Annotated in this window: 16 protein-coding genes; 6 read left to right on the top strand and 10 right to left on the bottom strand. The window is 74.5% G+C overall.

Annotation, left to right across the window (positions count from 1 at the left end):
• Positions 1 to 47 precede the first annotated feature (47 nt).
• Positions 48 to 1,748 carry an adenylate/guanylate cyclase domain-containing protein gene (locus Q8W71_RS12215; RefSeq protein WP_305525644.1) on the top strand — a complete coding sequence of 567 codons (1,701 nt, stop codon included), beginning with the start codon at positions 48 to 50 and terminating at the stop codon, positions 1,746 to 1,748.
• 109 nt (positions 1,749 to 1,857) lie between these two features.
• Here Q8W71_RS12215 and Q8W71_RS12210 read toward each other — a convergent pair whose 3' ends face one another.
• The 6 genes from Q8W71_RS12210 to Q8W71_RS12185 form a co-directional block, all read right to left on the bottom strand.
• A complete protein-coding gene (locus Q8W71_RS12210; RefSeq protein ID WP_305525643.1) occupies positions 1,858 to 2,271 on the bottom strand; it encodes a DUF4864 domain-containing protein in 414 nt (137 codons plus the stop codon).
• A gap of 71 nt (positions 2,272 to 2,342) precedes the next feature.
• Entirely contained in the window at positions 2,343 to 3,770 is a 1,428-nt protein-coding gene (locus tag Q8W71_RS12205) for a DUF2142 domain-containing protein (RefSeq protein ID WP_305525642.1), read from the bottom strand.
• Positions 3,767 to 4,528, bottom strand: coding sequence for a glycosyltransferase family 2 protein (locus Q8W71_RS12200; RefSeq protein ID WP_305525641.1), 762 nt, complete (start codon positions 4,526 to 4,528; stop codon positions 3,767 to 3,769). Before Q8W71_RS12200 ends, Q8W71_RS12205 begins: the two co-directional genes overlap by 4 nt.
• A 247-nt stretch (positions 4,529 to 4,775) precedes the next feature.
• Positions 4,776 to 5,741 (bottom strand): glycosyltransferase family 2 protein, encoded by a 966-nt coding sequence (locus tag Q8W71_RS12195; RefSeq protein ID WP_305525640.1) that lies wholly within the window; start codon positions 5,739 to 5,741, stop codon positions 4,776 to 4,778.
• 10 nt (positions 5,742 to 5,751) lie between these two features.
• Positions 5,752 to 6,681, bottom strand: a complete 930-nt coding sequence (locus Q8W71_RS12190; protein ID WP_305525695.1) for a glycosyltransferase family protein — start codon at positions 6,679 to 6,681, stop codon at positions 5,752 to 5,754.
• A 109-nt stretch (positions 6,682 to 6,790) separates the two neighbouring features.
• Complete coding sequence (locus tag Q8W71_RS12185) at positions 6,791 to 7,255, bottom strand: Lrp/AsnC family transcriptional regulator (RefSeq protein ID WP_305525639.1); 465 nt, start codon at positions 7,253 to 7,255, stop codon at positions 6,791 to 6,793.
• 155 nt (positions 7,256 to 7,410) lie between these two features.
• Between Q8W71_RS12185 and Q8W71_RS12180 the strand changes: the two genes are divergently transcribed.
• The 3 genes from Q8W71_RS12180 (at position 7,411) to Q8W71_RS12170 (ending at position 11,176) form a co-directional block, all read left to right on the top strand.
• On the top strand, positions 7,411 to 8,421 hold the full coding sequence (locus Q8W71_RS12180; RefSeq protein ID WP_305525638.1) for a 1-aminocyclopropane-1-carboxylate deaminase: 1,011 nt from the start codon (positions 7,411 to 7,413) through the stop codon (positions 8,419 to 8,421).
• Between the two features lie 103 nt (positions 8,422 to 8,524).
• Positions 8,525 to 10,294: a gamma-glutamyltransferase gene (gene ggt, locus Q8W71_RS12175; RefSeq protein ID WP_305525637.1), complete on the top strand. Its 1,770-nt coding sequence runs from the start codon at positions 8,525 to 8,527 to the stop codon at positions 10,292 to 10,294.
• A gap of 21 nt (positions 10,295 to 10,315) precedes the next feature.
• A complete protein-coding gene (locus Q8W71_RS12170; protein WP_305525636.1) occupies positions 10,316 to 11,176 on the top strand; it encodes a PCC domain-containing protein in 861 nt (286 codons plus the stop codon).
• A gap of 137 nt (positions 11,177 to 11,313) precedes the next feature.
• On the opposite strand, the gene purD is transcribed toward Q8W71_RS12170, so the two are convergent.
• The 3 genes from purD to Q8W71_RS12155 form a co-directional block, all read right to left on the bottom strand.
• Complete coding sequence (gene purD / locus Q8W71_RS12165; RefSeq protein WP_305525635.1) at positions 11,314 to 12,591, bottom strand: phosphoribosylamine--glycine ligase; 1,278 nt, start codon at positions 12,589 to 12,591, stop codon at positions 11,314 to 11,316.
• A gap of 93 nt (positions 12,592 to 12,684) precedes the next feature.
• A complete protein-coding gene (locus Q8W71_RS12160; protein WP_305525634.1) occupies positions 12,685 to 13,020 on the bottom strand; it encodes a hypothetical protein in 336 nt (111 codons plus the stop codon).
• Between the two features lie 62 nt (positions 13,021 to 13,082).
• Positions 13,083 to 14,291 carry an oxalate decarboxylase family bicupin gene (locus tag Q8W71_RS12155; protein WP_305525633.1) on the bottom strand — a complete coding sequence of 403 codons (1,209 nt, stop codon included), beginning with the start codon at positions 14,289 to 14,291 and terminating at the stop codon, positions 13,083 to 13,085.
• A gap of 202 nt (positions 14,292 to 14,493) precedes the next feature.
• On the opposite strand from Q8W71_RS12155, the gene Q8W71_RS12150 reads away from it, so the two are divergent.
• Together Q8W71_RS12150 and Q8W71_RS12145 are read left to right on the top strand one after the other, a co-directional pair.
• Complete coding sequence (locus Q8W71_RS12150; RefSeq protein WP_305525632.1) at positions 14,494 to 15,741, top strand: efflux RND transporter periplasmic adaptor subunit; 1,248 nt, start codon at positions 14,494 to 14,496, stop codon at positions 15,739 to 15,741.
• 47 nt (positions 15,742 to 15,788) lie between these two features.
• On the top strand, positions 15,789 to 16,154 hold the full coding sequence (locus tag Q8W71_RS12145; protein ID WP_305525631.1) for a nucleotidyltransferase domain-containing protein: 366 nt from the start codon (positions 15,789 to 15,791) through the stop codon (positions 16,152 to 16,154).
• Positions 16,155 to 16,720: 566 nt separating this feature from the next.
• Here Q8W71_RS12145 and Q8W71_RS12140 read toward each other — a convergent pair.
• Positions 16,721 to 17,656, bottom strand: coding sequence for a dihydrodipicolinate synthase family protein (locus Q8W71_RS12140; RefSeq protein WP_305525630.1), 936 nt, complete (start codon positions 17,654 to 17,656; stop codon positions 16,721 to 16,723).
• Between the last annotated feature and the right edge of the window lie 104 nt (positions 17,657 to 17,760).

Genomic DNA, 17,760 nt, shown 5'->3' with positions numbered 1-17,760 from the left:
CCGGGCGGATCTGGGACGGATGATGGGGCCGCCCCGCGGGACACCTCTTGGACGCAGCCTCGAACCCGATACCCGCCTCCCTCGCCCGACGCCTCGGCGACGTGCGGACGATCCGGCTCGCCTCGGGGCTGATCCTGGGCCTGTTCCTGCTCACGCACTTCGCCAACATCGCGCTCGGCCTCGTCTCGGCGGAGGCGATGGACGCCGCGTGGCCCTGGCTGACGGGCCTGTGGTCCAACCCGGTCGGCAACGCCCTGCTCTACGCGGCGCTCGCGGCCCATTTCGGCCTCGCGCTGCGGGCGCTCTACCGGCGCCGGACCCTGCGGATGGGCGGGCGCGAGGCCGTGCAGGTGGCCTTCGGCCTGGGGCTGCCGTTCCTGCTCGTCGCCCACGTGGTGGGCACGCAGGTCGTGCCGCGGCTCGCCGGGGAGACCGCGGATTTCGCCCACGTGGTCCACACCCTGTGGTCGGTGTCGCCGGGGGAGGGCGGGCGGCAGCTCGTCGCCCTGGCGGTGGCGTGGCTGCACGGCTGCTTCGGGCTGTGGTTCTGGCTGCGGACGAAGCCGTGGTTCCCGCGCGCGGCCCCCTACCTGCTCGCGGCGGCGGTGCTGGTGCCCTGCGCGGCCGCCCTCGGCTTCGTCGCGGCGGGGCGGGAGCTGGCGCGGGTGCCGCCGCCGCCGCAGCGGATTCCGGAGATGGCCCTGGAGGCCGGCGCCCGGGCGCGGGCCGCCCTGTTCGCCGCCCTCGGCGGCGCGGTGGCCGCGGTGTTCCTGCTGCGGGTGGGGCGGGCGCTCGCGGGGCGGAGCCGGCGCGTCCGGGTCCGCTACGCCGACGGCCGCGCGGTGGTCGTGCCCGCGGGCTTCACCGTGCTGGAGGCGAGCCGCCTCGCCCGGATCCCGCACGCCTCGGTCTGCGGCGGCCGCGGGCGCTGCTCGACCTGCCGGGTCCGGGTGCTGAAGGGCCGGGAGGACCTGCCCCCGCAGACCGAGGCGGAGCGCGCCACCCTGGCCCATGCCGGGATCCGGGCGGGGGAGGGGGAGGCCGTGCGGCTGGCCTGCCAGTTGCGGCCGACAAGCGACCTGACCGTCTTCCCGGTCTACGCGCAGGCGCCCGCGGGCCAGGGCGCGCCCTTCCGCGACGCGGCGGCGCCGGGCGGGGTCGAGCGCGAGGTCGCCGTGCTGTTCTGCGACCTGCGCGGCTTCACGCGCCGCTCCGAGGGCGCCCTGCCCTTCGACACCGTCCACCTGCTGAACCGCTACTTCGCGGTGGTCGGCCGGGCGGTCGAGGCGGGCGGGGGCTACCTCGACAAGTTCATCGGCGACGGGGCGCTGGCCCTGTTCGGCCTCGCCGCGCCGGCCGACCGCGCCTGCGCCCAGGCGCTGTCGGCCGCCGCCGCGATCGCCCGGGGGCTCGCCGCCCTCAACGCCGACCTGCGGGCGGAGGGCGGCGAGCCGGTGCGGGTCGCCATGGGGCTGCATGTCGGCCCCTGCATCGTCGGCGAGATCGGCTACGGGCGCACCCTGAGCCTCACCGCGGTGGGCGACGCCATCAACGTGGCGAGCCGGCTCGAGACCGCCGCCAAGGACCTCGAGGTCGAGGCCGTGGTCTCGGCCGCGGTGCTGGCGGCGGCCGGCCGCGAGGCCGCGTTCGAGCGCAGGACCCTGGCGGTCCGGGGGCGCTCGGGCGCGCTCGACGTGGTCCTCGTCCCCGACGCCCTCGCGCTCGACGCGCGTGCGGAGGCGGGGTGAGCGGCCGCATCGATCGCCGTCGCCCGGAGAAGCCGTCGGGCTCCGCCCGACACCCGCCGAAGGGATGATCCCTTCGGTATCCCATGACGGGCTCCTGCGAGGCCGCCCCTTAGGCGGTCGTGCCCGGCGCCTTGACCAGCCGGCAGCCGGTGATGCGCCACTGCCCGTCCGCGTCCCGCTCCAGGGTGTACTCCGCCGTCCAGTCGGTCCCGTACTCGTCCTGGATCGCCACGGACTGGGTCACGCGCGCGTCGCCGAGGTCGCGGCCCTCCCCGAACACGAAGCTGCGGTGGCGGTAGACCGGCCGGTACTGGTTGCGCACCATGCCGAGGAACAGGTCGGCGCTCGGGAAGATCTCGCGGATCGCCGGGGCGGCCTGGGCGTAGGCCAGCGCGGCGTCGTCGCGCCCGAACGCCTCGACCTGGCGGGTGATGACCGCCCGGGCCTCGGCGCGCCCGGCCTCGTCGGCACGGGCGGGGCCGGCGAGCAGGGCGAGGAGGACCAGGGCGGACCGCGCGCGCATCGGACGACTCCGGGACGACCCGGACGAGAGTAGCCCAGGCCGCGGCGTCGGCAAGGCGTCCCGGTGCCGCTTCAGCCGGGCGCCGCGCCCCAGGCCACGAGCGGCAGCGCGACGACATCGACCGCGGCGGCGGCGACCGGGAGCAGCGCCGGCCAGCGCCCGACGGCGGCCGTGCCGATCCGCCCGCGGGCGAGGGCGAGGATCAGCATCGGCGCCAGCGGCAGCAGGTAGCGCCCCTGCGGCCCGTCGACCCGGTCGGTCCCGACATCGGTCCACGAGAGGTACTGCGACAGGATCACCAGCCAGAGGCACAGCACCGCGCAGGCGGCGAGCCCCGCGCGCTCGGGACCCGGGGGCAGCGGGCCGCGGCGGTCGGCGAGCCAGGGGACGAGGAGCGCGGCCGCCCACAGGGCGTAGAGCGGGGCGGGCAGCGGCCGGTCGGCCCAGCCGAAGCTGCCGATCGCCTCGCGCGCCAGCGCGATCAGATGCTTGAGCCCGAACAGGTACTTCGCCGGCACGGTCAGGAGGCGGGCGGGCTCGGCGAGCAGCACCCGCGCCTGCGCGCCGGGATCGGTGGCGGAGAAGGTCGCCGGGCGGGGGCCGGGCCAGAGCGGGCCGGCCTCGTAGGCCGGGCGCGGCACCGGCGTGGCCACGAGCGCGGTCGCGGCCAGCGTCCAGAGGGCGGCGGGGGCGACCGCCAGGGCGACGAGGGGCCCCCGGCGCAGCAGGAACCGGCCGATCGCGGAGCGCGGCGGGAGCGGCACCAGCAGCATCGCGGCGAGCGGCGCGTAGGGGGGCTTGGCGAGCACGACCAGCGCGAGCGCCCCGGCCGCGGCCCACAATCGGCGGTAGCCGCCCCGCCCGACCTGCGGCCGCGGGGTGAGCAGCGCGGCGGCGAGCGCGGCGAGCGCCACGACCAGCGCGTCCTGGCTCAGCGAGGCGGCGAGCGACAGCGGCATCGGCAGGGCGAGCAGCGCGAACAGGGCGGCGCGGCCGCGCGTGGCCAGCGCCAGCGCCGCGACCCCGAGGGCGAGGTAGGCGGCGGCGTTGGCGAGCCGCCCGAGCCGGGCCGCCCCCTCCGGCGCGAGCCCGAGCGCGCGCCCGGCGAGGAGGCCGGCCGCGCCCGGCGCGTAGAGCAGCGGCGGGTAGGTGGCGACGGTGTAGAGCGGCATGAACACCCGGCCGTCCGGCCCCGGCTCCGCCTCGATCGGGGCGAGGGTGCCGCGGACATCCGGCGGGCGCGAGCGGCCGGCGCGGATCCAGACCGGGTCGATCCGCATCCCGGCGGCGACGTGGGTCGAGCCGTCGGCGTAGGTCACGGTCTCGCGGTGCCCGACGAGCTGCCCCTCACTCAGCGCCGCGGCGCGGGCGAGGTGGGCGGCCTCGTCGGCGACCTCGCCGAGCGGCACGATCAGCGCCAGCGCGAGGCAGACCGGCAGGCACAGGGCCAGGAAGGCGCCGCACCAGAACCGGGGGCCGCCCGGCGCAGGGATCCTCACCGCCCCGCCCGCGCGTCCGGGTCCGCCAGCAGCGGGTCGGCGCGCAGGCCCATCCGGTGCAGGCGGTAGTCCAGGGCGGTGCGCAGCACGCCGAGCCCGTAGACGCAGGAGCGCCGGAAATCGATCGACGAGGCGTCGTCGAAGTAGCGCGTCGGGCAGGAGATCTCGCCGATCCGGAAGCCCATGTGCATCGCCTGGGCGAGCATCTGGTTGTCGAACACGAAGTCGTCCGAGCAGCGGTCGAGCGGCACGCGCTCCAGCACCGTCCGGCTCCAGGCGCGGTAGCCGGAATGGTACTCCGACATCTTCTGGCCCATGAGCCAGTTCTGGACGAGCGTCAGGCCGCGGTTGGCGACGTACTTGTAGAGCGGCATGCCCCCGGCGAGCGCCCCGCCCCCGAGGATGCGCGAGGCGAGCACCGCGTCGTACTCGCCCGAGACGATCATCGAGGCCATCGCGGTGACGAGGCGCGGGGCGTACTGGTAGTCGGGGTGGAGCATCACGACGATGTCGGCGCCGCGCTCCAGGGCGGTCCGGTAGCAGGTCTTCTGGTTGCCGCCGTAGCCGCGGTTCTCGGCGTGCCGCACCGTGTGGATGCCGAGCTCCCGGGCGACCGCCACCGTCGCGTCGTGGCTGGCGTCGTCGATCAGGATCACGTCGTCGACGATGTCGAGCGGGATCTCACCGTAGGTCCGCCGCAGGGTCGCCGCGGCGTTGTAGGCCGGCAGCACGACGGCGATTCTGTTCTGGTGCAACATCGCGAGGGTCTGGGGAACGGGCTCGCGGCGGCCGGGCCCGCCGCCGGTTCGAGGGCTTCGTCCCACGCGCTCCCCTCATCCTGAAGTGCCCGCGCGGGCCTCGAAGGAGGGCTCCAGGGATCGCGCGGCCGGCTGGAGGGCTCCTTCGAGGCCTCCGCTGCGCTCCGGCACCTCAGGATGAGGGGGGAGGGTGGGACGCGCGGGTTCTGGCCGGTTCTGCCGCCGAAGTCACGCTGCGGGCCGGGGCTCACCCCGCGCTTCGACGCGCGCCGGTCCGCAGCCCGGCCAGGATCGCCGGCGTCGCGGCGGCGAGCAGGGCGGCGGCGCGCAGGATCTCGGCGGCTTCCGACAGGGAGCGGCGGGCGAGCGCCTGGGCGAGGCGCAGGGGCACCTGCGCCGCGAAGGACGCGGCCAGCAGCGCCAGCGCCGCGGCCCGGCCGTGGTGCTTGCCGGCGTAGAGCACCGCGCTGCGCAGGATGTAGAACAGCCGCCGCGCCCGCACCGCCCGCGTCGTGCCCTGGCCGAGATGGCGCGCGGTCGGGCCCGCGAGGTGGCGCACGGAAAAACCCGCGGCGCGGACCCGGGTGCAGAGGTCGACGTCCTCGTAGTAGACGAAGAAGCGCGGGTCGAAGCCGCCCAGCCGCTCGAACAGGTCGCGGCGGATCATCAGGAAGGCGCCCATCACCTGATCGACGGCGCGGTCCTCGGCGTGGTCCCAGTCGGCGAGGAAGTGGGGCGGCACGAAGCCGACCCGGTCGAGCGCCAGCGCCCGGCCGAGCATCCCGCCCGAGGTCGGCGCGCGGGCGCAGGAGCGGGCGGTGCGGCCGTCGGCGTCGATCAGCCGCGCGCCGACGACGCCCGAGCCGGGATCGGCGAGCAGCGCGGCGCGGGCGAGGGCGAGGGCGTCCGGGGCCACCTGCGCGTCCGGGTTGAGGAACAGGATCACCGGGCCGCGGCCCCCGGCGGCGCCCTGGTTGCAGGCCCGGCCGAAGCCGCGATTGTCCGCATTCTCGATCAGCCGGAGGGGGCGGGGGAGGGCGGGCAGGTCGCGCAGGGATTCATCCGCCGAGGCGTTGTCGACCACCGTCACCTGCACGCGACCCGCGTCCGTGGCGGCGGCGAGGCTCGCGAGGCAGGCGCGCAGCAGGCCGCCGCCGTTCCAGTTGACGATCACCACGTCCAGGTCGGGGAGGGCTTCGGGATCGAGGGTCACGGCAAGTCCGTCACGGCAGATCCCGGGGCTGGCCGAGGCGCCCGAGGAGCCCGTCGCGGGCGGCGGCACCGAGCCGGGCGAGGACGGCCGGGCGGAACCCCGCATCCGCCCAGTAGAGCGCGGCCTGGACCGGCAGGTAGAGGCCCTGCGCCAGCTTCCAGCGCAGGGGCACGTGGGGCAGGCGCCACGCGTAGAGGCTGTTCCGCAGGTAGGTCGCCATGCGCGGCAGCGGCTGGCGCGGGGTGGCGAGCCCGAGGAACCGGATCGTCCCGGCCCCGACCCGGTGCGGGATGGTGACGCTCGCGTCGAGGTAGCAGCCGAACCCCCGCGCCCAGGCGCGGAAGCACCATTCGAGCTCGACGCCGTCGATGAAGAAGTCGGCGCGGAACGGCCCGACCCGGGCGAAGGCGTCGAGGTCGATCAGCGAGCCGGAGGTCGCCAGGAACTGCACCGGGGCGAGCGGGCCGACCGGCGCGACCCCGGGCCGGGGGGGCCGGGCGGGGGGCTTGTGGCCGGCGGCGGCGGCGGGCGCCGGCCCGACCACGGCGGCGGCCCTGCTCGCCGCGCGCAGGCGGTCGCGGGCGGCGAGCAGCGCCGCGGGGAGGGCGGGATCGGGCGCGGCGTCCTGGTCGAGGAGCAGCAGCCCGTCCGCGCCCGCCGCCCGCGCGGCGTCGGCGAGGCGGTTCAGCGCCGCGGCGATCCCGAGATTCTTCTGACCGTCCGACAGGATCGTCGCGCCGGCCCGGGCGAGGCCGTCCCGGTCCTCCGGCGGCAGGCCACCGTTGTCGAACACCAGCACCGCGACGCCCGCGGGCAGGCGGTCCAGCAGGGCCGTGAGCTGGCCCGGGGCCGGGTGGTAGGCGGTGATCCCGACGGCGAGGCGGCTCGGGTCGGGGGCGGGTGGGACGAATGCAGCGCAGGAAGGCTCCCTCCCCCGCAGAGGGGGGAGGGGGAGGTGCGGCGGCCTCCCGATCGAACGGCATGCGACGGCTCTGTCCGAGTGCAAAAACCCGCCGCTAGCGGCGGAATGCGGCCCTCCTGCGGCCGGGTCACAGGGCCAGGGGCGCGTTGTCGATCACCTCCTTCATCACGAAGAAGGTGCGGGTCTGGCGCACCCCCGGCAGGCCGATCAGCGTGGCGCTGTGGAGGCGGTTGAAGTCGGCCATGTCGGAGACGCGGATCTTGAGGAAGTAGTCGAAGTCGCCGGCCACGAGGTGGCAGTCGAGCACGGTGGGCAGCGCCCGCACTGCCGCCTCGAAGGCGGAGAAGCTCTCGGGCGTCGAGCGGTCGAGCACCACGCCGACGATCACGAGCGTGCCGCGCCCGACCTTGGCCGGGTCGATCAGCGCCCGCACCGCCCGCACCACGCCCCCCGCGAACAGAGCCCGCATCCGGCGGTGGCAGGTGGCGGCGCTGGTGCCGACCCGCTCGGCGATCTCGGCGTTGCCGAGCCGCCCGTCCGCCTGGAGGAGCCGCAGGATCTTCAGGTCGATCCGGTCGAGCGCGGTGCCCATGAAAGGACCTTTCGAATTCCTGCCCGCAAGCGAAACGGATAGAGCGCGGAGGCCCCTTACACGAACGATGAGACCGGTGGGGACCGTCAGTTCGAAAACACCTTCCGCGCATCATCTGCTAGGTTTCAAGCCGCTTTCGCACGCGGAGTGGCTCGATGCTGGAAAAATTCGAACGCTATCCCCTGACCTTCGGGCCGACGCCGATCGAGCCCCTGAAGCGGCTCTCGGCCCATCTCGGCGGGGAGGTCGAGATCTGGGCCAAGCGCGACGACTGCAACTCGGGTCTGGCCTACGGCGGCAACAAGCTGCGCAAGCTCGAATACATCGTGCCGGACGTGCTGAAGTCGGGCGCCGACACCCTCGTGTCGATCGGCGGCGTGCAGTCGAACCACACCCGCATGGTGGCGGCGGTTGCGGCCAAGCTCGGGCTGAAGTGCCGCCTGATCCAGGAAGCCTGGGTGCCGCACGAGGACGCGGTCTACGACCGGGTCGGCAACATCCTGCTGTCGCGGCTGATGGGCGCGCAGGCGCAGCTCGTGGACGAGGGCTTCGACATCGGCATCCGCGAGAGCTGGACGCGGGCGCTCCGTGAGGTCGAGGCGGAAGGGGGCAAGCCCTACGCGATCCCCGCCGGCGCCTCGGTGCACAGGTACGGCGGCCTCGGCTACGTCGGCTTCGCCGAGGAGGTGCGGGCCCAGGAGGCGGACCTGGGCTTCGCCTTCGACTACGTGATCGTCTGCACGGTGACGGGATCCACCCATGCCGGCATGGTGGTCGGCTTCTCGGCGGACGGGCGCGCCCGCAAGGTCATCGGCATCGACGCCTCCTGCACGCCCCGGCAGACCAAGGCGCAGGTGCTCGACATCGCCCGCAACACCGCCGCCCTGGTCGAGGCCGGGGAGATCACCGAGGACGACGTGGTGCTCAACGCGGACTACGCCTACCCGGTCTACGGGGTGCCCTCGAAGGAGACGGTGGAGGCGATCCGCCTCTCGGCCCGGCTGGAGGGGATGATCACCGACCCCGTCTACGAGGGGAAATCGATGCAGGGGCTGATCGACCTCGTGGGGAAGGGCTTCTTCCCGAAGGGGTCGCGCGTGCTCTACGCCCATCTCGGCGGCGCCCCGGCGCTGAACGGCTACAGCTACACCTTCCGGAACGGCTGACGCGGCCGTTTCCGGCCCTATCTCGCCCACCGAGCGCGCCTCTCCTCCCCGCGAGGGGGAGGAGAGGCGCTGGCTCGGGCCTGACGGGCCGGGGGAGACGGGGATGATCGCACGACGCGCCGCGCTGGCCCTGGCCGCCGCCCTCGCGCTGGCCGGGCCGGCCCGCGCCGCCTCCGGCCCGGCGGTCGAGGCCGAGAACGGGATGGTGGTGTCCTCCCAGCGCATCGCCTCCGAGGTCGGCGCCGAGATCCTGCGGGAGGGTGGCAACGCCGTCGACGCGGCGGTGGCGGTGGCCTACGCCGAGGCGGTGACCAACCCCTGCTGCGGCAACATCGGCGGCGGCGGCTTCATCGTCCTGCACACGGCGGACGGCCGGAACCGGTTCATCAACTTCCGCGAGACGGCGCCCGCGGCGGCCACCAAGGACATGTACCTCGACGCCGCCGGCAACGTGGTGAAGGGTGCGAGCCTCTACGGCTGGAAGGCGGCCGGCGTGCCGGGCACCGTGCTCGGCCTCAACACGGCGCTCCAGAAATACGGCACGCTGCCGCTGGCGCGGGTGATCGCCCCGGCGATCCGCCTCGCCCGCGAGGGCTTCATCCTCACCCGCGGCGACACCGACATCCTGGAGGCTGGGACCAAGCTGTTCGCGAAGGAGGCCAACGTCGCGCGGATCTTCCTGCGCCCGGACGGCACGCCCTGGCGCCCCGGCGACCGGCTGGTGCAGACGGATCTCGCCGGGACCTTGGAGGCGATCGCCGCGGGCGGCTCGGACGCGTTCTACAAGGGCGAGATCCCGCGCAAGGTCGAGGCGGCCTCCCGCGCCGGCGGCGGGCTGCTCACCGCGGCGGATTTTGCGGCCTACACCGTCACCGAGTCCGATCCCGTCGCCTGCGGCTACCGCGGCACGCGCGTGCTCTCGGCCGCCCCGCCCTCGTCGGGCGGAACCACCCTGTGCGAGATCCTGGCCGTGCTCGACGGCTACGACCTGCGCGCGGCGGGCTTCAATTCCGCGCAGACCGTGCACTGGATGGTCGAGGCGATGCGGCGCGCCTACGCCGACCGCAATACCTATCTCGGCGACCCGGCGTTCGTGGACAACCCGGTCGACCGGCTGATCTCGCCGGCCTACGCGGCGCGGCTCCGGGCCACGATCCGGCCGGACAAGGCCACGCCGTCGGCCGAGATCCGCCCCGACCCGAACAGCCTGCCGCCCCGGGAGAAGCCGGAGACGACGCACATCTCGGTGATGGACAAGGCCGGCAACGCCGTCTCGCTCACCTACACGATCAACGGCTTCTTCGGCGCGGGCGTCATCGCGGGCGACACCGGCTTCCTCATGAACGACGAGATGGACGACTTCACCGTGAAGCCCGGCGTGCCGAACCTGTTCGGCCTCGTGCAGGGCGAGGCCAACGCGATCGCGCCCGGCAAGCGCCCGCTCTCCTCGATGGCCCCGACGGTGGTCCTGCGCGACGGCAAGCCGGTGATGGTGGCCGGCTCCCCCGGCGGCTCGCGGATCATCACCATCAACGCGCAGACGATCATCAACATGCTCGATTTCGGCATGGACCCGCAGGCGGCGGTCGATGCGCCGCGCATCCACCACCAGTGGCTGCCGGACACGATCTACGCCGAGCCGTTCGCCCTGTCGGCGGACACGCAGGCCATCCTGAAGGGCATGGGCCACAGCATCACCGAGCAGGTGCCGTGGGGAGCCGAGGAGCTGATCGCCGTGCAGGGCGCCGCGCCCCCGGTCCGCGAGACCGCCACCTCCGGCAACGACGCCTCGCGCACCGGCCGGATGCGGCCGGACCTGCTCTACGGCGCCAACGACAACCGGCGGCCGGCCGGGGCGGGGGTGGGGCATTAGGGTGCCTCGGTCGTGACGGGCATGCGGACGGTCGCGCAACCGGGCCCGGCAGCGCCCGAGCGCATCCAGGCGGTCGAGGCCGGGGGGCGGCCGGTGCGCGCGGTCCTCGAACCGGGCGTGCCGCTGCTCGACGCGGTCCGGGCGGCCTTCGCGGCGCAGGGCTGCGCGGGCGGCGTCCTGAGGCTGACGGGCGGTGCCCTCGGCCCGCTCGCCTACGTGATGCCCGCGCTCTCGGAGACGCCCGACCACGCGGCCTACTACAGCCCCGCGCATCGGCCGCAGGGGCCCAGCCGGATCGCGGCGGGCGCCCTGACGCTCGGGTGGCGCGACGGCGCACCGAGCTTCCACTGCCACGCCTTCTGGACCGAGGCGGACGGCGCGCCAGGCGGCGGGCACGTGCTGCCCGAGAGCACGATCATCGCGGAGCCGATCCCGGTCGAGGGCCTCGGTCTCGTCGGAGCGGCGTTCGTCGCCGCGCCGGATCCGGAGACGAATTTCGCGCTGTTCGGCCCGGTCCCGCGGGCCGGCGCGCGGGATGCGTCGGATCGGCGGGTGTTCGCGGTGCGCCTGCGGCCCAACCAGGACCTGGCGGGCGCGCTCGAAGCGTTCTGCCGGGCGCGGGGCATCGCCGCGGCGGAGATCCACGGCGGCGTGGGCAGCATCATCGGCGCCCGATACCGGGACGGGCGGCGGGTCGATGCCTTCGCGACCGAGATGGCGATCGTCTCGGGCCGGATCGGGCCGGACGCGGCCGGGGCATCTCGGGCCGACGTGGACGTGAGGCTCGTCGACTACACCGGCGCCGTCTCCGGGGGCGGGCTGGTGCGGGGCGACAACCCGACCCTGATCACGGTGGAGCTCGTCCTGGAACCCCGCGGCTAGAGCGCTCTCCGCCGAAGTGGATGCCGGTTCGGCGAAAGAGAGCGCGTCAAAACAAGGACTTAGAGTCGAGCACGATTGCAACGCGATCGGGAACGGCTCTTAGACGCTCGGGCGACGTCCTCGGTGCACGGCCGACCTCAAGCCGCGGCTTCCGCCTCCCGCGCGACGGCCCGGTAGCCGATGTCGTGCCGGCAGAACCCCTCCGGCCAGTCGATGCGGGCCACCGCCGCGTAGGCGCGGGCCTGGGCCTCGGTGACGCTGTCGCCGAGCGCGGTGACCGCGAGCACCCGGCCGCCGTGGGCCAGCAGGTCGCCGCCCTCGGCGCGGGTGCCGGCCTGGAAGACGTGGACGCCCTCGCCCTCCGCAGCCTCGACGCCGCGGATGACCGAGCCGCGCACGACCGCGCCGGGATAGCCGGCGGCGGCCATCACCACCGTCAGCGCGGCGCGGCCGGGATCGAACTCCAGGCTGACGCCGGAGAGGTCGCCGTCGCAGGCCGAGAGCAGGGCGGGCACGAGGTCGGAGGCGAGGCGCGGCATCAGCACCTGCGCCTCGGGATCGCCGAAGCGGGTGTTGTACTCGATGAGCTTCGGCCCGTCCGCCGTCAGCATCAGCCCGGCGTAGAGGATGCCGGTGAACGGGCAGCCCCGGGCCCGCATGCCGGCGAGCGTCGGGGCGATGATCGTCTCCATCACCCGCGCCTCGATCTCCGGGGTGACGACCCGGGCGGGCGCGTAGGCGCCCATGCCGCCGGTGTTCGGGCCGCGGTCGCCGTCGAAGACGCGCTTGTGGTCCTGGGCGGTGCCGAGCGGGATCGCCCGCGTGCCGTCGCACAGGGCGAAGAAGCTCGCCTCCTCGCCGACGAGGCACTCCTCCACCACCACTTCGGCACCGGCCTCCGCGAACAGCGCGGCCAGCGCGTCCTCCGCCTGGTCGAGGGTGTCGGCCACCGTCACGCCCTTGCCCGCGGCGAGCCCGTCGGCCTTGACGACGATCGGCGCGCCCCGCGCGCGGACGTAGGCCAGCGCCGGCTCCAGGGCGGAGAAGCGCGCGAAGGCGGCGGTGGGGATGCCGTACTCGGCGCAGAGATCCTTGGTGAAGCCCTTGGAGCCTTCGAGCCGGGCGGCGTCGCGGGTCGGCCCGAAGGCGCGCACCCCCGCGGCGGTGAGATCGTCGACGAGCCCGGCCACCAGCGGCGCCTCCGGCCCGACGACCACGAGGCCGATGCCCTCCGCCGCGCAGAAGGCCGCCACCGCCGCGTGGTCCGAGACCTTGAGGTCGGGCCGGTTGGTCCCGTGACGGGCGGTGCCGGGATTGCCGGGGGCGGTGAACAGGCGCGCGCAGAGCGGGCTCTGCGCCAGCCGCCACGCGAGCGCGTGCTCGCGGCCGCCGGAACCGATCAGCAGGATGTTCATGCGCGCGCCATCATGGTCACCGGTTCTGGGCCATGTGCGTCGGCGGGAAAAGGGCCTTCCGCGGCTTTTCCCGTGCCGCGGCGGCGGAGGTTTTCAGCAACCGACGCAGATGCCGGGATCGAAACCGCTGCGCACGCGCCCGTGGCGCACGCTGCCGCGGCGCAGCCCGTAGCCGTAGACCGCGCCGCCGGGGGGCGCCGGCCGGTACTGCACGCTGCGCTGCGCCTGCATGTTCAGGATGTTGAAGTCTGAGACACGCTGCTGCTGGAGGATGCGCATGTCGCTCTGGCGCGCCAGGGACTCGTTGGCGGCGTTCGGGTTGTTCTGCTGCACCTGCGCCGCCGCGTCGCCGGCCGCCAGGGCCAGCGTCAGGGCCAGCGCCGCAGCCAGCGTCGGGGCGAGAGGGATGCCGAGGGTGTGGACGCGCATGCCAGAACTCCGTCGTGTCCTTCCGGGCGACGCGCGAGGAGGCACCCGGGTTCCAGCGCGCGTCAACCCGGCACGACCGGATGCTTCGCGGCGGGCAGGCCGTCGATCACCGCCCGGTCGATCCGCGTGTGCGCCTGCACCAGGGCGTGCGGGGTCAGGGCCATCCACTGGGTCAGCGACAGGTCGGCGTAGCGCGGGCTCCGGAACAGCTCCAGGAAGGTCAGCGTCTCCGGGCCGGTGTTCTCGATGTAGTGGCCCATGGCGTAGGGCACGTAGCCGACGTCCCCCGCCCGGTAGTCGAAGGTGCGGGCCTTCGATTCCGATCCGAACACCGTCATCCGGCCCTGCCCCGCGAGGTAGTACTGCCACTCGTCGCCGTTCGGGTGCCAGTGCAGCTCGCGCATCCCGCCGGGCTCGACCTCGACCAGCGCCGCCGCGATCGTCGCGGAGGCGGGAAAGACGCTGGAATCGGTGATCCGCACCCGCCCGCCCCGCGTCGCCACCGGCGCCTGCGCCAGCATCCGGTGGCTGAATGTTCTCGGGACCTGACCGTTGCCCCCCGGCACGTCGCCCGCGAGCGGGCCGGGCGTCGGGCCGGGGAAGATGTACAGCTCCGTCTCCGGGATGTGCGCCAGCGCCGCTTCGGGGATGCCGAAGTTCTTGGCCAGCACGCTGCGGGGCGTGTGCGCCAGCCAGTCGGTGAGCAGGAAGGTCGAGTCCTCGGAGAAGCCGCCGTCGTCGAACACGAGCAGGAACTCGCAGCCGTCCTCGGGCCCCTGGAGGCCCTGGATCGAATGGGGGATGCCGCCGGGAAAGTACCAGAGGTCGCCCTCGCCCACGTCGTCGGCGAAGGTGCGCCCCTCCGCGTCGATGGCGGTGATCCGGGCGCGGCCTTTGATCATGTAGGCCCACTCCGCCTCCTTGTGCCAGTGCATCTCCCGGACCGCGTTCGCCTTGAGCCGCATGTTGACGCCGGCCATGGCGGTGGAGACCGGCAGCTCCCGGACCGTGGTCTGGCGCGCCCAGCCGCCGGGCTCCAGCCGCATGTGGCTGTCGCTGAACGACCATTTCAGGTTCGGCATCGTGCCGTGGTCCGTGGCGGGCGGGTCGAGCGTGTTCGGCGCCTCCGCCGCGCGGGCGGCGTCGCGCGGGCCGAGGATGTCGGCGCCCCGGCCACCCCGCTCTGCCGAGGGCGCCTCGGCCCGGGCCGGCCCCGCCAGCGCCCCGCCGGCCGCCGCGGCGATCAGGCCCCGCCGTGAGAGATCGGTCATGCTCGTCCCGTCCGCGATCCGCCGCTCGTGCCGACTCCGGCTCAACCCGTCGGCGCCCGGCCGGTTTCTGCGGCGCGACGATCCGGTTCGGGGCGCGACGATCCGGTTCGGGGCGCCCCTCGTTCGCCGGGGCCGGCGCGGTATATGATTCGCTTCGCCCGGCCCGCGCCGGGACGCGGCACCGGGAACGCGGCGGGGACGGATGGCGGAGGGTGACAAGGCCGGGCGGCCGGCGGCCCGGGGCGCCGTCTGGCTCACGCTGATCGCCCTCGCGGCCGGGGGTGCCCTCGGCTACCGGGCGTGGTCCGGGCCGTCCCGGGCGCAGAGCCCGCCCGCCCGGGCCGAGCGGGCGCCGCCGACGGTGCGGGTCGCCACCGCGCAGCGGGCCGCCGACACGACCGACCTGACCCAGACCGGCACCACCCAGGCCTTCGACTATGCCAGCCTCTATCCCCGGGCCACCGGCTACATCGCCGAGCGCCGGGTCGATATCGGCTCGCACGTCAAGAAGGGCGACCTGCTGTTCCGGATCAGCGCCCCCGACCTCGACCAGCAGCTCGTCCAGGCGCAGTCGCAGGTGGTGCAGTTGCGGGCGGCGCTGGCCCAGGCCCAGGCGATGGTCGATCAGGCCGAGGCCAACCGCCACCTCGCCGACGTCACCAACCGGCGCACGGCCACGCTGGCCGGCTCCGGCATCGCCGCCCAGCAGAACGCCGACACCTCCCGGGCCGGGGTGCTGACCCAGGCCGCCAACGTCGCGGCGGCGCGGGCCGCGGTGAAGGTCGCCGAGGCCAACATCGCCGCCCAGGAGGCGCAGGTCGCCCGCCTGACGGTGCTCACCGGCTTCGAGGAGATCCGCGCGCCCTTCGACGGGGTGGTGACCACCCGCAACAGCGACATCGGCGACGCGGTCACCGCCGACACGACGAGCGGGCCGCCGCTGCTGACGCTCGCCCGCGACGACGTGCTGCGCATGGCGGTCAACGTGCCCCTCTACGCCGCCGCCGGGGTGCGCGAGGGGCTGCCGGCCAAGGCCGAGGTGGCGCAGATCCCCGGCAAGGTGTTCCCGGGCAAGGTCGCGCGCTCGTCGGCCTCGCTCCTCTCCGCCGCGCGCACCCTGGTGACGCAGGTCGACATCCCCAACCCCGACGCGGAGCTGCGGCCGGGCCTGTACATCAGCGTGACGCTGGCGATCCCGCGGCCCGCGCCCGCCGTGACCGTGCCGAGCGACGCCCTGATCTTCGACCAGGACGGCACCCGCGTCGCGGTGGTCGAGGCGGACGGCTCCCGGGTGCGGATGCGCCCGGTCTCGATCTTCCGCCAGCTCGGCCAGACCCTGGAGCTGCGGGCCGGCCTGGAGGGCGGCGAGCGGGTGGTGATCGGCCCGCCCGCTTCCCTGCGCGACGGGGACCGGGTGACCGTCCGGCCGGAGGCCGAGGCGGGGTCGTGAGCGGGGCCCGCTTTGCGCCGGAGCGGCGGAGCGCGTATCGATCGGCCATGCATCCCGCGCCGACAGCGACGAAGCCGATCGACGCCGTGGTCTCGGCGCGCTCGGCGATGCGCCTGCGGTCATTCCGGCAGGATGTCGAGCGCGCCTTTCCCGACCGGCTGAGCGACGTGCTCCTGTTCGGCTCGCGGGCCCGCGGGGAGGTGCGGCGCGGCAGCGACTACGATGTCGCCGTGGTCTTCTCGGACGGCGGCCGAGATCCCGATATCCCGCGCAAGCTCTCGGACATCGCGTATCGGTTCGTCCGGATGCGGATGCCGATCCGGCCAGTCGCACTGCTGTCGGAGCAGGTCAGCGCGACGAGCCCCCTGCCCGTCGCGCGCAACGTCGCCCGCGACGGGATCCCCATCGCGTGAGCCGCAGCAAGGACAAGGACTGGGCGGCGACGAAGAAGAAGCCGCCGAAGCCGCGATCACCGCCGGTCGTCGCTCTGACCGACGCGGAGCGCGAGGAGAAGGCCGCGGAGGCCCTCCGGAAGGCCGTCGTCCACCTGACCGAAGCGGAGGCGATGGTCGCGTGGGACGGCGCGCCGAATGCCTGCATCCACGCGGCCTACTACGCCATGCATTTCATCGCCGTCGCCGCCCTCCTGAGGGCCGGGGGCGTCGGGAAGCGCGGCAGCGTTCCGGACAGTCACGAGCACGTCCTGATGCACTACATCGCCCTGTCCGAGGGGCAGGGTGCGGCGCTGCGCGACACGGGGCGGGCTCTGAACCGCGCGCGCGACCGGCGCGTGCAGAGTCCGACTACTTCCCCGACGGCGGCCTCGACGGGGTGCAGAGCGCGACGCAGGCGGAGGCCACGGAGATCGCTGCCGATGCCCGGGCGCTCCTGGAGGCTTGGACGGCGCATTGGGACGCCCGGTCGAGCAGGCCGAGTCGATCGCCGAGTCGATCGGACCCGAACCGGCACTGAGCCCGGATCAGCCCGGCAGCCGCGCCCGCGGGTCGACCCGGGCGATGCGGGACAGCAGGTACTCCACCTCCGCCTTCGCCGCCGCGGTGAGCGCCTGCGAGGGCTTGCGCTGCGCGTCGGAGGCGAAGATGCCCCGGCGCATGAACACGTACTTGCGCACCGCCAGCCCCAGCGGGCCCTGCTGCTGCTCGTAGCGCAGGTACGGCAGGTGCGCGTCGAACAGGTCGTGGGCGGCGTCGCGCTCGCCCGCGGCGCCGAGGCGGACCACGTCGACCAGCATCTCGGGGAAGGCGTAGCCGGTGTTGGCCCCGTCGGCGCCGCGCTCGACCTCGAAGTCGAGGAACAGGCCGCCGTTGCCCACGAGGATGGAGATGCGGCGCATCGCGCCGTCGGCCTCGAAGCCGCGGAGCGTCGTGATCTTCTCCAGGCCCGGCCAGTCCTCGTGCTTGAGCATCACGCAGCTCGGGTTCTCCGTCACGATCCGGCGGATGACCGCCGGGGTCATCTGGACCGAGAAGGTGAGGGGATAGTCCTGGAGGACGAAGGGCACGTCCGCCCCGATCGCCTCGGCGGCGTTGCGGTAGTAGCCGGCGACCTGATCGTCGGTGCGCAGGGTGTTGGGCGGGGCGATCATCACCCCGGCCGCGCCCAGCTCCATCACCTCGCGGGCGAGCGAGCGCATGGCCGCGAAGCCCGGCGCCGTGACGCCGACGATCACCGGCAGCCGCGTCCGCCCCAGCACCCGCCGGGCGACCGCGATGCCCTCGGCGTGGTCGAGCTTGCCCGCCTCGCCGAGCTGCCCGAGGATCGTCAGCCCGTCGACCCCCGCCGCGCCGAAGAAGTCGGTCATCCGGTCGAGCGAGGCCTCGTCGATCCGCCCGTCCGGGTGGAACGGCGTCGGCGCGATCGGCACGACGCCGCTGATGTCGGCGGTGAGGGGCATGGCGGGTCTCCCGGTCGTGGCGCGTCTGCGGCGCACACATAGCGTCGGGTCGGTGCCGACGGGAAGTCGCGAATGCCCCGCGCGGTTACGGGAATTCGCACGGC

Origin of the sequence: Methylobacterium amylolyticum (genome assembly GCF_030700245.1) — a bacterium.
GTDB lineage: Bacteria > Pseudomonadota > Alphaproteobacteria > Rhizobiales > Beijerinckiaceae > Methylobacterium.
Note: the sequence above shows the minus strand (reverse complement) of the source record. Positions and strands in the feature narration are given on the sequence as shown.

Bases quoted from the DNA above. Each gene is read 5' to 3' on its own strand.
- purD (WP_305525635.1), bottom strand. From the start codon at position 12,591: ATGAACATCCTGCTGATCGGTTCCGGCGGCCGCGAGCACGCGCTCGCG.
- Q8W71_RS12140 (WP_305525630.1), bottom strand. From the start codon at position 17,656: ATGCCCCTCACCGCCGACATCAGCGGCGTCGTGCCGATCGCGCCGACG.
- Q8W71_RS12155 (WP_305525633.1), bottom strand. From the start codon at position 14,291: ATGACCGATCTCTCACGGCGGGGCCTGATCGCCGCGGCGGCCGGCGGG.
- Q8W71_RS12160 (WP_305525634.1), bottom strand. From the start codon at position 13,020: ATGCGCGTCCACACCCTCGGCATCCCTCTCGCCCCGACGCTGGCTGCG.
- Q8W71_RS12200 (WP_305525641.1), bottom strand. From the start codon at position 4,528: ATGTTGCACCAGAACAGAATCGCCGTCGTGCTGCCGGCCTACAACGCC.
- Q8W71_RS12150 (WP_305525632.1), top strand. From the start codon at position 14,494: ATGGCGGAGGGTGACAAGGCCGGGCGGCCGGCGGCCCGGGGCGCCGTC.
- Q8W71_RS12185 (WP_305525639.1), bottom strand. From the start codon at position 7,255: ATGGGCACCGCGCTCGACCGGATCGACCTGAAGATCCTGCGGCTCCTC.
- ggt (WP_305525637.1), top strand. From the start codon at position 8,525: ATGATCGCACGACGCGCCGCGCTGGCCCTGGCCGCCGCCCTCGCGCTG.
- Q8W71_RS12145 (WP_305525631.1), top strand. From the start codon at position 15,789: ATGCATCCCGCGCCGACAGCGACGAAGCCGATCGACGCCGTGGTCTCG.
- Q8W71_RS12210 (WP_305525643.1), bottom strand. From the start codon at position 2,271: ATGCGCGCGCGGTCCGCCCTGGTCCTCCTCGCCCTGCTCGCCGGCCCC.
- Q8W71_RS12180 (WP_305525638.1), top strand. From the start codon at position 7,411: ATGCTGGAAAAATTCGAACGCTATCCCCTGACCTTCGGGCCGACGCCG.
- Q8W71_RS12170 (WP_305525636.1), top strand. From the start codon at position 10,316: ATGCGGACGGTCGCGCAACCGGGCCCGGCAGCGCCCGAGCGCATCCAG.